Annotated in this window: 12 protein-coding genes; 7 read left to right on the top strand and 5 right to left on the bottom strand. The window is 59.7% G+C overall.

The genetic code is table 11. The features are described 5' to 3' along the window. Window positions 1–2 precede the first annotated feature (2 nt). Complete coding sequence (locus ACI3K0_RS03180) at window positions 3–218, bottom strand: hypothetical protein (RefSeq protein ID WP_148145721.1); 216 nt, start codon at window positions 216–218, stop codon at window positions 3–5. A 13-nt stretch (window positions 219–231) separates the two neighbouring features. Further along, window positions 232–1,185 (bottom strand): homocysteine S-methyltransferase family protein, encoded by a 954-nt coding sequence (locus ACI3K0_RS03185; protein WP_183821288.1) that lies wholly within the window; start codon window positions 1,183–1,185, stop codon window positions 232–234. Window positions 1,186–1,344: 159 nt separating this feature from the next. On the opposite strand from ACI3K0_RS03185, the gene ACI3K0_RS03190 reads away from it, so the two are divergent. Next, the gene (locus ACI3K0_RS03190) at window positions 1,345–2,061 is read left to right on the top strand and encodes a TetR/AcrR family transcriptional regulator (protein WP_183821287.1); all 717 of its coding nucleotides are present in this window, start codon (window positions 1,345–1,347) and stop codon (window positions 2,059–2,061) included. 8 nt (window positions 2,062–2,069) lie between these two features. Here the strand turns inward: ACI3K0_RS03190 and ACI3K0_RS03195 are convergent, their stop codons facing one another. Together ACI3K0_RS03195 and ACI3K0_RS03200 are read right to left on the bottom strand one after the other, a co-directional pair. Next, window positions 2,070–2,777, bottom strand: a complete 708-nt coding sequence (locus ACI3K0_RS03195) for a DUF1045 domain-containing protein (RefSeq protein WP_183821286.1) — start codon at window positions 2,775–2,777, stop codon at window positions 2,070–2,072. 126 nt (window positions 2,778–2,903) lie between these two features. Continuing rightward, window positions 2,904–4,127: an FAD-binding oxidoreductase gene (locus tag ACI3K0_RS03200; protein WP_183821285.1), complete on the bottom strand. Its 1,224-nt coding sequence runs from the start codon at window positions 4,125–4,127 to the stop codon at window positions 2,904–2,906. Between ACI3K0_RS03200 and mnmD the strand changes: the two genes are divergently transcribed. The 4 genes from mnmD (at window position 4,126) to ACI3K0_RS03220 (ending at window position 7,384) form a co-directional block, all read left to right on the top strand. Then, window positions 4,126–4,890 carry a tRNA (5-methylaminomethyl-2-thiouridine)(34)-methyltransferase MnmD gene (mnmD, locus tag ACI3K0_RS03205; RefSeq protein ID WP_183821284.1) on the top strand — a complete coding sequence of 255 codons (765 nt, stop codon included), beginning with the start codon at window positions 4,126–4,128 and terminating at the stop codon, window positions 4,888–4,890. The two genes, ACI3K0_RS03200 and mnmD, sit on opposite strands and share 2 nt — an antisense overlap. 83 nt (window positions 4,891–4,973) lie before the next feature. Beyond that, on the top strand, window positions 4,974–5,372 hold the full coding sequence (locus tag ACI3K0_RS03210) for a hypothetical protein (RefSeq protein WP_183821283.1): 399 nt from the start codon (window positions 4,974–4,976) through the stop codon (window positions 5,370–5,372). 123 nt (window positions 5,373–5,495) lie between these two features. Then, entirely contained in the window at window positions 5,496–6,065 is a 570-nt protein-coding gene (locus ACI3K0_RS03215; protein WP_183821282.1) for an NADPH-dependent FMN reductase, read from the top strand. 182 nt (window positions 6,066–6,247) lie between these two features. Then, the gene (locus tag ACI3K0_RS03220) at window positions 6,248–7,384 is read left to right on the top strand and encodes an acyltransferase (RefSeq protein WP_206826869.1); all 1,137 of its coding nucleotides are present in this window, start codon (window positions 6,248–6,250) and stop codon (window positions 7,382–7,384) included. A 9-nt stretch (window positions 7,385–7,393) separates the two neighbouring features. On the opposite strand, the gene ACI3K0_RS03225 is transcribed toward ACI3K0_RS03220, so the two are convergent. Continuing rightward, complete coding sequence (locus ACI3K0_RS03225) at window positions 7,394–11,032, bottom strand: response regulator (RefSeq protein ID WP_183822326.1); 3,639 nt, start codon at window positions 11,030–11,032, stop codon at window positions 7,394–7,396. A gap of 268 nt (window positions 11,033–11,300) precedes the next feature. Between ACI3K0_RS03225 and ACI3K0_RS03230 the strand changes: the two genes are divergently transcribed. Together ACI3K0_RS03230 and ACI3K0_RS03235 are read left to right on the top strand one after the other, a co-directional pair. Further along, the gene (locus tag ACI3K0_RS03230) at window positions 11,301–12,890 is read left to right on the top strand and encodes a trimethylamine methyltransferase family protein (protein ID WP_404944889.1); all 1,590 of its coding nucleotides are present in this window, start codon (window positions 11,301–11,303) and stop codon (window positions 12,888–12,890) included. Between the two features lie 205 nt (window positions 12,891–13,095). After that, window positions 13,096–13,443 (top strand): hypothetical protein, encoded by a 348-nt coding sequence (locus tag ACI3K0_RS03235; RefSeq protein ID WP_183821279.1) that lies wholly within the window; start codon window positions 13,096–13,098, stop codon window positions 13,441–13,443. The last annotated feature ends 70 nt before the right edge of the window (window positions 13,444–13,513 follow it).

The raw sequence follows: 13,513 nt of genomic DNA on the forward strand, positions 1-13,513 counted from the left end.
GATCAGTTGAGGCGATCATCCTGCCACTCGTGATAGCCCCCGTCGCCGAGACCTATATCGCGCAGCATATATTCGTCGAATTCCAGCTTAGACGCGAATGGCGGCCGCCCGACGGTCGGTTCGGCGGACATGTCGAGCTCGTGATGCCCACGCCAGTGAATATGCGTCAGGGCAGAGAATGCCGTGGATAGTGCCGGAGGGAATGCAAATATAGACATGGAACCTTCTCCTTCATTCGGCCGCCGCTCGTGGCATGCAGGCCTCGCAGATAGCTGCCACGTGCCGGTGATCGGTGCCACAGCAGCCACCCAATACGCACATCGACGGATAACGTGCTCTCAGGCTGCGGTAATGTCGACCGAGCTCCTGAGGATCGCCGATATCGATTTCAGTCGCCTCGTCCAGCTCTGCATGGCTCTTGGAAGAGGCATTGGCGCGCACACCGCCGATCCTGTGCAGCCAGGTATCACCGTCGACGAAAGCCTGTTCGAAGTGGACGGGGTGGGCGCAGTTGACCATGTAATAGGCGGGACCATTTGCGGTCATGTCATCCGTCATCTCGATCGCTTCCCGCAAGGACATGCCGTTTGCGAGCCTTCCATTGGTCTCGACCGTGAAAGAGATCACGACGGGCAGCCCTGTCTCCCTGGCAGCCCGCACGATACCGATCGCCTCTTCGGTCGTGTTGATCGTCATGGCGCTCAGCATATCAACCGGTGTTTCGGCAAAGGCATCGATCTGATGGGCGTGATAATCCTCCGCCTCGGCCACGGACATCCGGCCCTGCTTGTAGGCGTCTCCCCGCGGCCCGATCACGCCGTTGAGCAGAATGGGCATACCCGGCCTTTGCCATTTTTCCCGCAAGCCAGCGACATAGTCGACGGAGCGAATATTGAGCGCCCAGAGTGCAGCAAGATCATATCCGAGCTTTGCCGCCCAGTCCGGGTTGGCCCGCCAGGTCGGTGTATCGAGCAGGAAACCCCGCCCATACTTCCGTGCGAGCGATAGATAGGCCTCATAATAAGCATCCAGCTCGGCGCGCCCGCTGGCATCATCGATGAGCGGGAAGGACGCGAAAAACGGCAGTTCCAGACCACGGTGGAAGATCAGCGTCGTCTCCAGCCCGCCATCGGTCAGATATATCTCTTGCCCCAGATGCGGCAGGCGTTGGCGATCGTTTTTCATCGTCATCTCCTGTGATATGATCGCCGCGGCGCGAAAACAGGCATGTCCCGAAGCTGCAGCTTGCCCGTTTGTTTTGCGCCCGGTGGACGCTTTGATCTACGCGGCTTGCGGTACAGCACGGCAACATATCGAAAACGTGAGCTCGCTCAGGGGGATACCATGTCCCGAAAGACCGAGGATTTGGCCGGGCAAGGCCTGGATGGCGCAAAAACCGTACCTCCGGTACAGTTTTCCTACGCCCGCGTACCGAAAAAGGGTGAAGCAACTCGCGAGCGAATCCTCGAGGTCGCGCAGATATCCGTGCTGTCCAAGGGCTTTGCCGCGACCTCGATCGAAGAAGTCATCGCTGAAGCCGGTATCACCAAGAGCGGTTTTTTCTACCACTTCCACGACAAGAACGAACTCGCCCGCGAGATGCTGCGCCGCTACGTGACCGAGAACGACCGCCTCTTCGACGACATTTTCGACCGCGGGCGAGAACTCGCGGATGATCCGCTACAGGCTTTCCTGATTGGCCTCAAACTGCTGTCGGAACTGGCGCGCGACCTGCCGGGCGTGCATCCTGGCTGCATCATCGCTTCTATCTGTTATCAGGAGCGATTGTTCGATCGCGAGATCCACATGCTTAACGCCAGCTCTGTTGCCTCATGGAACAGGCGCTTCCTCGGTTATCTGGAAGAGATCGCCGCGGTGCACCCGCCGCAGGAGCCGATAGAACTGAAGGATCTCGCCAACATGCTGTCATGCACCTTCGATGGTGCCATCATCATGTCCAAGGTCCTGAACGATCCGACCCATCTGGAGCGGCAGATCCTGAGCTACCGCACCTTCATCAAACTGCTGTTCAGCCAGCAACAGCCGGATCGGCCAGCCTGAAGCAGTACTCAGGCGATCTTGCGGGCTGCCACACGGCCCATCGGGTGCAGCGAATGAACCTGAAGCGGCGCACCCGGCTCTTCTTCGACGAACAGCGCCAGGTTGGCGACCTCGACCGGCTTTGTCAGATAGGGCGAGAAATAATCTCTCAGTGCCGGTTCGATAAAGGTGCTGTCGCGCGGCAGGAGCGGCCCCGTCAGCGCCATGTGGAAACGGAACTCGTCCATTACGTAAGGATGGCCCCAGCGATAGAGATTGGCGAATTGCGGAGCCGAGAGATCGCCCGGATCGCTGCGCTCGAATTCCGCATCCGACAACGGTGCGCGAAATACGTCGAACTCCTGCACGACTGCGCAGGCAAACAGTCGCATCCGTTCACAGGGAATTTCCGGCACGAGGCCGAAGAAATTGCCGAGCCTTGCCACTTCCAGTGGTGGCAGCTGGAATGGCTCGTGAGAGCCTGCAAACCGCATCAGGTGCCGCAGCAGCATGGGCTCGCTGATCTCGGGCGCAAGCCGGAAGGGTGCCTTCAATGCAGCGTGAAACCCGCTGCGGCGCGGGATGGCGGTGTGAAAGGAGATCTCGTGAAGACCGACGCCACGAATGGCAGGCGGCTCGGTAGCGTCTCCGGAAAAGGCGTTACGGCCGAGCCATTGCGACGCGGCGAGCGTCAGCGGATCATGTGCCGGTGGCGTGAAATATATGGCATAGCGCATGCGTCACCTTCTCGTGCATCCCTGTCAACCGCCCTGTTTAATTACGCATTTGCTTATTCAGTCCCTGATCAGGGACCTATGCGATTTGCGTGACAGATTAACGACGAAGATGAAGAAGATTCGCGTTTAGCGCGAAGCGACCGAAAGGTGGTTCTCCAGCAAAAACGATGCAGGAACCGGCATTATCCTGCCGGAAACGGCATCAAGCGCAGCCGCGGCCAGAAGATGCGCCACCCCGAAACTGACCTTGAAGCCCCCCGTCAGCGCGATCACGTTCGCGTTGTCCGGATGCGGCCCGACCATCGGGTCGCGATCGATCGCCTTTGGGCGCAGGCCGGCCCATCGTTCCACAACCGGAGCATCGCTGAGCGACGGCACGAGCGCCCTCGCCTTTGCAACGAGATCCTCAAGCTGATGATCGGTGGAGTACGGTTCGTCAAAAGCCTCCTCGCTGGTGCTGCCGAGCGCGATATCGCCATTGTCATGCGGCACGAGATAGAGACCATTGAGATAAAGAAGCGGCAGGTCCGGATCGGCCCCGGCCCTCAGCAGTGCCGCCTGTCCCTTGACCGGCTGGCCGATCGGTTGTGGCAGCGGATCGGACAAGCCCTCGATCAGCGGAAAAGCCTGATGGCCGGCGGCGACAATGCAGGCACCGAAGGCGATGCTCGTTCCATCGGCAAATTCCACACGGCTCGATGCGCCGTCGATGCGCGAGGCTGAAAGCCCCTCCACCACGGTAACGTGACGGCCGGCATTGAGGCTTGCGCCAAGCGCCTCGGTCAGCTTGCGCGGCGAGACCCTGGCGGCAAAAGTATCGTGCACAATGCCGGCCTCGCAGAACGAGGCATCCGGCCAGCCGGGATGCGGTGTCTGGTCGGCAACATGCCAGTGAAAGCGACGACCGGCCTGATCCCAGTGCGTGGCCGCGTCTTCGGAATGGCGAAACGCGATCGCCCGCAGATGCGATTTCGGCAATGGGATCAGGCGACCGGTGCGGCGATAACCGCATGAAAGCCCCGTATCGGCCTCGATTTGCGCCACCTCGTCCTCGAGGGAAAGCAGCGCGTCGAACTGGAACTGTTTCTTGTCGTTCCACTTGTCCGGCATATGCGGCATCAGCGCACCGAGCAGCCCGCCGCTCGTGCCGTGGCCGAGTTTTCCGCTGTCGACGAGCACGGTGCGGATGCCAAGCCGCTCGGCCTTTACCGCGGCCCACAGGCCCATGATGCCGCCGCCGAGGATGACCAGATCGGCAAAGGCCGGAAGGGTTGCCGCGCCACGCGCAGAACCGATAGTCCGCTCTCCAGATTGACCGCCGGCGCCAGCCGGATTATCCGCATTGCTCATGAGCGACAATGATCCCGAATTGAAGACAGTTGAGGGCGAAAGCCCGGCATTCCAGACACTCGACTGGCACGAAGGCGATATGCCGTATTCCCAGGAATTTGGCGATCACTTTTATTGCCGCACCGACGGGCGGCTGGAATGCGGCCACGTCTTCCTTTCCGGCAACGGCCTGCCGGAGCGATGGGAGACAATGTCTCCGACCGGAGATGGATTTCGTATCGGCGAACTCGGTTTCGGCACCGGCCTGAATTTCTGTGAGACCTGGCGGCAGTGGAAACTCACGCGCAAGCCGGGCACGCATCTGCACTTCACCTCGTTCGAACTTTACCCGATGAAGCGCGACGAGATCGATCGCGCGCTCTCCCGCTGGCCACAAATCGATGCTGAGCGGCAGGCGCTTGTTGCGGCATGGCCGGATGAGCCGACCGGTCATGTCACATTTGCGCTCGACGAACAGACGCGCCTGACCGTTGTCTGCGGCGCAGCATTCGATGGCGTCACGGCGTCGGAGCCTGATTTCGATGCGTGGTTCCTCGATGGCTTCGCCCCGTCACGCAATCCCGCCATGTGGTCGCCCGAACTGATGCAGGCGCTGTTTGATCGCACCAGACCGGGCGGCGGCTTCGCCACCTATGCCGCTGCGGGCTTCGTCCGTCGCAACCTCGGCGCCGCCGGCTTCATCGTCGAACGCCGTTCCGGTTTTGCCGGCAAGCGCGAAATGCTCTGCGGCACGCGGCCCAATCTCTCGTCCGCGGTCGACTGATCCCGGAAACTCGAAATTCCGCAACCGATCCTCTATCCGAAGAGCGCATATCGGTTTGACTGAAAACCGACAAAGGAACGCAGATGTCGATCACTGTACAGAAAACAATTCCCGCTGCCCGCATGCGTCAGTTCCACCAGATGGTCGATCGCTGGCTTCAGGAAGGCCCGATCAAACTCGCGACCAATGCCACGCTGACTGCAATGGACAATGCCGGTATCCCGCAGGCTGAACAGGTGGCGATCCTTGAGGACCGGGATATCATCATGAAGCACAATATGCGCCTCGGTCTGATCAGCGAAGTATTCGCAGCGGCTATCGAAAAGGCCGTGAAACCGTCCCGGTCGGCAAGCGAAGCGCAGGACGAGATTGCTCGGCTGATCGTAACGGCGGTTGGCATCCGTCAGGATGATGAAAGCGAACTCGTCACATTCAACTTCGCGACCCAAAGCGAGGCAGACGCATTCGACGAGGCCATCTGACGGCCAGCGTTGGAATTCCGCATAGCCCCTGCACCCGCACATAGCAGCTATTCGCAATGAGCACCTGCATCCTTGTGCCGCAGGGGTCAAACAGATGCCTGTGTTCAACATAGGAATTTCAGCATGTCATTGAAGCTTAACGTGATCATCGGCAGCACCCGTCCCGGCCGTGCGGGCCCGGCCATTGGCAAATGGGCCGCCGAACACGCAAAGACACACGGCAAGTTCGAAGTCGAGCTCGTCGATCTCGCCGATTTCAACCTGCCGCTTCTCGATGAGCCGAACCATCCGCGCATGCAGAAATACCAGCATGAGCATACCAAGCGCTGGGCCGAAAGCGTCGCATCCGCCGACGCCTATCTGTTCCTGACGCCGGAATATGACTATTACCCCAATGCCGCGCTGATCAACGCACTGCAGGTTCTGTCGCTCGAATGGTCGTTCAAGCCTGCCGGCGTACTGAGCTACGCCCACGTCTCCGGCGGCCTTCGTGCCGCCCAGGAACTGCGCATGCTGATCTCCAATCTCAACATGATGCCGATCCCACAGACGGTTCCGATCCCCTTCTTCACCAACTTCATCGACGAGCAGAAGGTATTCAACCCGACCGCCCCGATGAACGAGGGCCTGAACGCAGCACTCGACCAGCTGGCAACGTGGGCAACGGCCCTGAAGGCTGGCCGCCAGGGCTGAGCCGCTTGAAAGCTGCAGAGAAATGCGAAGGGGAGCCGTCACATCCGGCTCCCCTTTTTGATTGTTTTGTTAGGTTCTGCAGACCGGAGCCATATTGAGGCCACATCCCTTTCCTTTTTGTCGCACTGCAACATTTTCAGGCTATGAGGCTGGGGTAGCCGATGCCAACGGGAGACGATCTTATGGCGAAAGCCGAGCAGGGATACCGTATCGCATGCCTGGATGGCTTACGCGGCCTGGCAGCACTCTGGGTGCTGGTCGGACACGCTCACATTCTGACGGGTTTCCGCATACCCATCATTGGCGATCCCGACCTCGGCGTCGACCTGTTCGTCATGCTCTCCGGCTTCCTGATGGTGTTTCACTATCAGCTTCGGAAGAAGAAGGAGCCTTGGGAGGCGCCGGGCACATGGTCCGCCTTCTGGATCAGGCGCTTCTTCCGCATCGCCCCGCTCTATTACGTCATGCTTTTCGCAGCATTGGCGCTCGGCCCGATGATCTATGACGCCCGCTCGACGATCGACGCCTTCAATGCCGTTCCGCCACAGCCAGCAGCCCGCTATATCGACGACAGCCTCACGAACTACCTGCTGCACCTGAGCTTCCTTTTCGGCCTCAGCCCGACATACGGCTATCGGACGGCACTGCCGGACTGGAGCATCGGGCTGGAAATGCAGTTCTATGCGGCCCTTCCCTTCATCATGATCATCGTCGGCCGGCTCGGCTGGGTCAGATCCATGATCGGTGTCGTCGCGGCCGGCATCGCCACCGTCTATGTCGTCACAAGGATCGGCTATCATTTCCCGATGCCGACTTTCCTGCCGCTCAAGATGCATGTCTTTGCCGCCGGCATGTTGCTCGCGGCAGCGCTCGACTTGAGCAATCGGCGTGCCTTTGCCTATGCGGCGCTCGCCTGCCTGTTCGTGCTCATTCCGGTCGGCGGCGTGATGAACCCGATGCACGAAATCGTCCGTCTGGCACTGGTCGCCATCTTTTTCGCGCTTGTCCATGCACACCGCCTACCGTCGGCGATCTCCGGCGTGGCGGAGACGATCTCAAATCAGCTCGGCAACCGGCTCTTCCACACGCTCGGCGAACTCTCCTTCGGAGCCTATCTCGCCCACCTGCTGATCATGCAGCCGGTCGTAGCCTTCCTGATCCGGAATTTCGAAATGAGCGATACGACACGATGGCTGGTGACGTTGGTCATCACCCTCCCCCTCACCTATGCAGTGGCGGCGATTGGTTACAGTCTGATCGAAATGCAGGGGTCGAAGATCGGCAGAAGCCTGACCCGGCCACGGACCGCCGCGGCCTGATCATCTCTCTCAGCGCGATTGCGTTGAAAGCCGCGCGCCGCCGATCCAGGTGCGGATCTTGTCTTCGAGCGCTTCCGGGCTGATCGGCTTCGACAGATAGTCATCCATGCCGGCCTGGAAGCAGAGCTCGCGGTCGCTTTCCAGCGCATGCGCGGTCACACCGATGATCGGCGTGTGGGTGCCGGTGCGCTCCTCCAGTTCGCGGATCTTCTGCGTCGCCTGATGACCGTTCATCACCGGCATGGAGACATCCATGAGGATGATCGCCGGATCATGCGCCTGCCAGGCGTCGACCGCTTCCGCACCATTCTTGACGATTTGGAACAACCAGCCGGTAGTCTGCAGGATCTGGGTGAAGACGATCTGGTTGACCTCGTTATCCTCGGCCACCAATACGTCGAGCGACGGCATGGCCTGAACGGGAGGCGTCGACTTTGCACCAGTCACCAACTGAGGACTTGCAATCGGCGCGATAGCCTCTGCAACGACAGTTGCCTCCATCTGCCGCCGGCTTCTGACCGATCGCACCACGTCGATGACAGTGCTGCGCAGAAGGTTGGCCCGCGCCGGCTTCATAAGATGCGCATGGATCTGCAGGCTGGCAAACATGCTTTCGTCATTTGCCATGTCCATCGAGGTCAGGAAGATGATGCCTGTGCGGTCGAAGCGATTGTCTCCACGCAGCGACTTGGCGAAATCAAGCCCGTTCATTTCCGGCATGTGATAGTCGAGCACGATCGCATCGACCGTGATCCCGAGGCGCGTTGCCTCGGCAAGGACGGCCAACCCCTCGGCACCGCTTTCCGCCGCGACCGTATCGAAACCCCACATGGAAAGCTGTTCGGAAAGGATGCGGCGATTGACGGCATTGTCGTCGACAATCAGCACGCGCGCGCCGCTCGTATTGACCGGCAGCACGGTTTCCGTCTTGCGCTCCGCGACGACCGGGAACGGCAGGCTCACGGTAAACACCGAGCCGCGTCCGAGTTCGCTTTCGACATTGACCGAGCCGCCGAACAGTTCGACGAGACCCGACGTGATCGCAAGCCCCAGACCCGTGCCTTCGTGCCGCCGCGTCGAGGACGTATCGACCTGCGAAAATTTTTCGAACACCGAGGCAAGCTTTTCGTCCGGAATGCCGAGCCCGGTGTCCTCGATCCGGATCGTCAGCATCAGGTCAGAAGCTCCCACGGGTTCCGACTTCAGGTCGATGAAGACATGCCCCTTCTCGGTAAACTTCACCGCATTGCCGACGAGATTGGTGACGATCTGGCGGAAGCGCCCGGCATCGCCGAGCACAGTTTCCCGCACGGAAGCATCACCGCGCACGATGAGTTCGATATCCTTGTCGGCGGCAGCGGACGAAAGCAGCGTGGCCACATCTTCGATCGCCTCCACCGGATCGAATGGCGCCTTTCTAAGCTTCATCTGCCCGGCATCGATCTTCGAGAAATCGAGGATGTCGTTGATGATCGTCAAAAGCGCATTGCCGGATTTGACGATGATGTCGATGAAGGTTTTCTGCCGCGTGTCGAGATTGGATTTGGCCAGCAGTTCCGCCATGCCGAGCACGCCATTCATCGGCGTGCGGATTTCATGGCTCATATTGGCGAGGAATTCCGACTTGGCACGATCGGCCGCCTCGGCGCGCTGCAGCAGCCGCGTCAGGTCCTCTTCGCGCGCCTTGACGTCGGTAACGTCGGTGAAGACGGCAAGCCAATGGTCGCTGTCGGTCTGCCGCGCTTCGACCTGAACCCATTTGCGGTTCTCGATCTTGAACGAGGCATAGAACGGCCGGCCCGCAGCCATGTTCTCTTCCAGCGACCGGAAAGTTCCAAGCGCTTCACCACTCGCACCGAGATCGCCGCGACGGACACAATAACGGAACAGATCGCGCCACTGCGCGCCGGGAGAAACCATCTCAGCGGGCATTTCCAGCATGGCGGCAAGCGCATCGTTGGAAAGCTCGACCTCTCCATCATGCAGGATGAGCAGCCCTTGCGACATCGCGCTGGTCGCATCGCGCATCAGCGCGCCGTGACGCTCAAGCGCCGCCCGCGCCTCCTGGATTTCCGCATCACGCTTACGCATGACGGTGATGTCAGTATAACTGAGAAGGAGCTTGCCGTCAGAAAGCCGCGACGGCGAAATCAGCACCTGCCTGCCGGTAAGAGAGCGGATCTCCAGCGGCGGATGCCCGTCCTCCGTCAGCGCTGCAATTCGCTGCTCGTAGATCGCTTCGAAATCGGAACCGAAATCGGCAAACACGCCGCTCTCGAAAAGGAACAGAAGGAAGTCGCGGTAGGAACGGCCGGAGAGGTTGAAGCTCCGCTTCGTATCCCAGAACTCCCCGAAAGCGGGATTGGCATATTCGAAATCGAACTGATCCGTCAGGATGGCGACGCCGACAGGAAGGGCGTCGAGAATAGTCTGCAGGTCCCGGCTGACCTTCTCCGCCTTCGCCTGCGCCTCGCTGATCTGCGAGACATCCGTCCGCGAGCAGAGAAGATAGTTACTGCCATCCTCGGTCTGGATAGAGCGGAGACGGGTCAGGACCGGAATGACCGATCCGTCCGGAAAGGTCATGTCCTCGGACTTGTCGATATTCTCGCCATCCAGAACCCGGGCATTTTCGTCCCAGAAACGTTCGGCGGCCCAGGGAAACATCTGCGCTTCCGTCTGGCCTATATAGCGGTCCCGGCTGTCGCCGAGCATCCGCTCATAGGCATGGTTGGCATAGGTCAGTTCATGCCTGGCATTGCGCACGAAGACCGGCGTCGGTAGGTCCTCGAGGATGGCGCGGAACAGCTCCGTTTCCGCCACCTGATTGCGGAGCAGCATTTCCTGCTCCTTGAAATCGGTGACGTCCTGGCGGATCGCGATCAGAACACCGTTTTCCAGCCGTTTGTTGACCGATCGAAGCCAGCGCCCGTCGGCGAGATGATCGATGCTTTCATGATAGGGCTGCCGGAAAGGTTTGATCTGCTCTGCGAGCCATCCGTCCCGGCCCAGCGCAAGAACCTGATCGTCCGACTGATAGATCTTTCGGCGGCGGTCGTAGGCCTGCCCCAGGATCTGGGGCAGGCTCATCCCGACCTGCAGATCGATATCCAGCGTGCGGCCATATTCGGTAAGCTGCGAATTGCAATAGAGCAACACGTCGTTGCGGTCGTAGATGCCGATGCCCATTTCCAACATGTCGAGGGCATCGTCGAGAAGTTTGTTGTCGAACATGGGCGAAGTGCCGCCTGCAACGCGCAATGGGACGATCTTGGCCGTGCCGGAGGAAAGCTCCGCCTTCGGCGCAATCGCCTCGATAGTGCCGAACAGATAGGTATGGTCGTTTTCGGTCAGAAAGCGCTCGATATGAACTTCATATAAAAGCGCACCGGCGGCATCGAACAACCGCGCGACCTCGTCGCTGCCGAAAACAATAGTCCGACTTTCCTTCTCCTTGCGGTCGCCGGCATCGACAGTGCCCGTCAGAGTGTTGCTGGCGCCGTCGACGAAATCCTCCGGACTAGCATCGAAAAGTTCCGCATAGGCGAGATTGACCGCCACATAGCGCAGCGCGCTATCCTTGATATAGGCCGGTTGCAGCAGATCCTGGATCCGCGCACAGGCTTTGTCGAGCAAGTCGCTGTGCATATCCAAGCGCTGCTGTCCCTTATTATGTTCCCGGGCAATTTTTTGGGCCGATTCACTGCGGCCGTGATGGCGACGATAACACCATGGCGAGTGTTAACAACGCGTTTTTACCACAAGTCGATACCCGGATTTTCATGTAGCGATTGCAGAATTTTCGCCGGAGCGGCGTGATGTCCTGGAAGAGGCGGCACATCGTCGCAAATGGCGAGGGCAACCGTGAAGGGAATTTGACACAGTCTGCGAAAGGACCGCCGCAGATGGGATAGTCATGAGCGAGATTACGACGCCTTCTCCTGCTGAAGCAGATGCTGGCCCGACGAGCGGTGAAAGACGCCGCCGCAGCGGCGGCAGAGGTGGCGAACGCCTCCGCTCAGGCCTGAGCGGGACAAAATACCGCAACCTGGTCAACACGATAGACAAGACTAGTATCCTCTCGCCCGAAGCGATTGAAGACATTCACAGCGCCTCGCTGATTGTGCTTGAGGAAATCGGTATGGACATCATCCTGCCGGAAGCGCGTGAGCGGATGAAGATGGCGGGAGCAGATGTTACGCCCGGCTCCAACCGGGTGCGTTTCGACCGTGGCCTGATCGAGGAACTGATCGCATCCGCGCCGTCAAGCTTCACCATGCATGCCCGAAATCCGCAGCGGAATGTCAGCATCGGCGGCAATAACCTGGTCTTCGCGCAGGTCGCTTCCGCCCCTTTCGTTGCCGATCGCGAGGGTGGTCGCCGCGCCGGCAATCAGGAAGACTTTCGCAAGCTGATCAAACTCGCGCAGCATTACGACATCATCCACACGACCGGCGGTTATCCGGTCGAGCCGATCGACATTCATGCTTCGGTTCGTCACCTCGACTGCCTGTCCGATCTGGTGAAACTGACCGACAAGGTCTTTCATTGTTATTCGCTTGGCGCACAGCGCAATCTCGATGCACTTGAAATTGCCCGTATCGGAAGAGGCATATCGATGGAGCAGATGGCGACGGAGCCATCGCTTTTCACCGTCATCAACTCATCCTCCCCGCTCCGTCTCGACGGGCCGATGCTTCAAGGGATCATCGAAATGTCGTCGCGCGGCCAGGTCGTCATCATGACGCCGTTCACGCTGGCGGGCGCCATGGCGCCGGTAACGATCGCCGGCGCTCTGGTGCAGCAGAATGCCGAGGCGCTGGCTGGCATCGCCTTCACCCAGATGGTGCGAAAGGGCGCACCCGTCATGTATGGCGGCTTCACGTCCAATGTCGACATGAAGACCGGTGCACCCGCTTTCGGCACCCCGGAATATATGAAGGCGGTGATTGCCGGTGGGCAACTGGCCCGCCGCTACGGCATTCCTTACCGGACGTCCAACACCAATGCCGCCAATACGCTCGATGCACAGGCGGCATACGAAAGCTCCATGTCGCTCTGGGCGCTGACGCAAGGGGGCGGCAACTTCGTGCTTCACTCCGCGGGCTGGACGGAAGGCGGACTGACGGCATCCTTCGAGAAATTAATTCTCGACGTCGACATGTTGCAGATGGTGGCGGAATTCCTGACGCCGCTCGACGTAAGCGCCGACGCCCTGGCGCTAGATGCGGTGCGCGATGTCGGCCCCGGCGGCCATTACTTCGGCACCCCGCATACACTCGCACGTTACGAAACAGCCTTCTATTCGCCTATCCTTTCAGATTGGCGCAATTTCGAAACGTGGACCGAGGCAGGCAGGCCGACCACCTATGACCATGCCAACCGGATCTACAAGGAAGCACTGACCAATTACCAGCAGCCGGCACTTGATCCCGCAATAGGAGAAGAACTCGATTCTTTCGTGACCAGGCGCAAGGCTGAAGGCGGTGTGACAACCGATTTCTGAACGCCTTCAAACCGGCGCAGCGTCGCCGCAATCTCGCCACAAAGCGAGACAGGGGTTGCGCGTCAACGGCAAAAATCAACCTCTGGATGATCGAGTGTGAACAGGCGTTCAGACTAAGTCCTGTTTCCTTCCATCAATCTGCCGAGATTGAGCACCATCTTATGAACGTGCCCTTGGAACGAACCAGAGGGAAAGGACCACGATCATGACGTTCATGAAGAAAACAGTTTCCGCGAGCCTCGTCGCCCTGTCCGTCGCAGGCGCACTTGCCGCGACCGCACCTGCCGCAGAAGCGCGCGACCGCCATCATCACGGCGACGACGTCCTGATCGGCGCCGCCGCAGGTCTTGCCGGCGGTCTTATCGGAGGCGCAATCATTTCCGGTTCGCAGCGACCGGTATATGTCGAGCCGCAATACGAATACGCACCGCCGCCGCCGCGGGTCGTTTACCGCCCTGCTTACTACGAGCCGGCCCCGCCGCCGCCGCGTTGCCATCTCGAATGGGTGGAAAACGAATATGGCGAAGCTTATCGCGCCCGCGTCTGCTATTAATATCTGAAGTCAGAGATGCTGAAGGCGGCGGTGAAAGAACCGCCGCCTTTTTCTTTTATCTATTCTACGC

The organism is Rhizobium sp. ZW T2_16 (assembly GCF_044987325.1).
In the GTDB taxonomy this organism is placed as follows: Bacteria; Pseudomonadota; Alphaproteobacteria; order Rhizobiales; family Rhizobiaceae; genus Neorhizobium; species Neorhizobium cellulosilyticum.

Excerpts from the sequence above, each read along its gene's own strand:
- ACI3K0_RS03190 (WP_183821287.1), top strand. The coding sequence starts at position 1,345 with ATGTCCCGAAAGACCGAGGATTTGGCCGGGCAAGGCCTGGATGGCGCA.
- ACI3K0_RS03225 (WP_183822326.1), bottom strand. The coding sequence starts at position 11,032 with ATGCACAGCGACTTGCTCGACAAAGCCTGTGCGCGGATCCAGGATCTG.
- ACI3K0_RS03180 (WP_148145721.1), bottom strand. The coding sequence starts at position 218 with ATGTCTATATTTGCATTCCCTCCGGCACTATCCACGGCATTCTCTGCC.
- ACI3K0_RS03220 (WP_206826869.1), top strand. The coding sequence starts at position 6,248 with ATGGCGAAAGCCGAGCAGGGATACCGTATCGCATGCCTGGATGGCTTA.
- ACI3K0_RS03235 (WP_183821279.1), top strand. The coding sequence starts at position 13,096 with ATGACGTTCATGAAGAAAACAGTTTCCGCGAGCCTCGTCGCCCTGTCC.
- ACI3K0_RS03230 (WP_404944889.1), top strand. The coding sequence starts at position 11,301 with ATGAGCGAGATTACGACGCCTTCTCCTGCTGAAGCAGATGCTGGCCCG.
- mnmD (WP_183821284.1), top strand. The coding sequence starts at position 4,126 with ATGAGCGACAATGATCCCGAATTGAAGACAGTTGAGGGCGAAAGCCCG.
- ACI3K0_RS03185 (WP_183821288.1), bottom strand. The coding sequence starts at position 1,185 with ATGAAAAACGATCGCCAACGCCTGCCGCATCTGGGGCAAGAGATATAT.
- ACI3K0_RS03195 (WP_183821286.1), bottom strand. The coding sequence starts at position 2,777 with ATGCGCTATGCCATATATTTCACGCCACCGGCACATGATCCGCTGACG.
- ACI3K0_RS03210 (WP_183821283.1), top strand. The coding sequence starts at position 4,974 with ATGTCGATCACTGTACAGAAAACAATTCCCGCTGCCCGCATGCGTCAG.
- ACI3K0_RS03215 (WP_183821282.1), top strand. The coding sequence starts at position 5,496 with ATGTCATTGAAGCTTAACGTGATCATCGGCAGCACCCGTCCCGGCCGT.
- ACI3K0_RS03200 (WP_183821285.1), bottom strand. The coding sequence starts at position 4,127 with ATGAGCAATGCGGATAATCCGGCTGGCGCCGGCGGTCAATCTGGAGAG.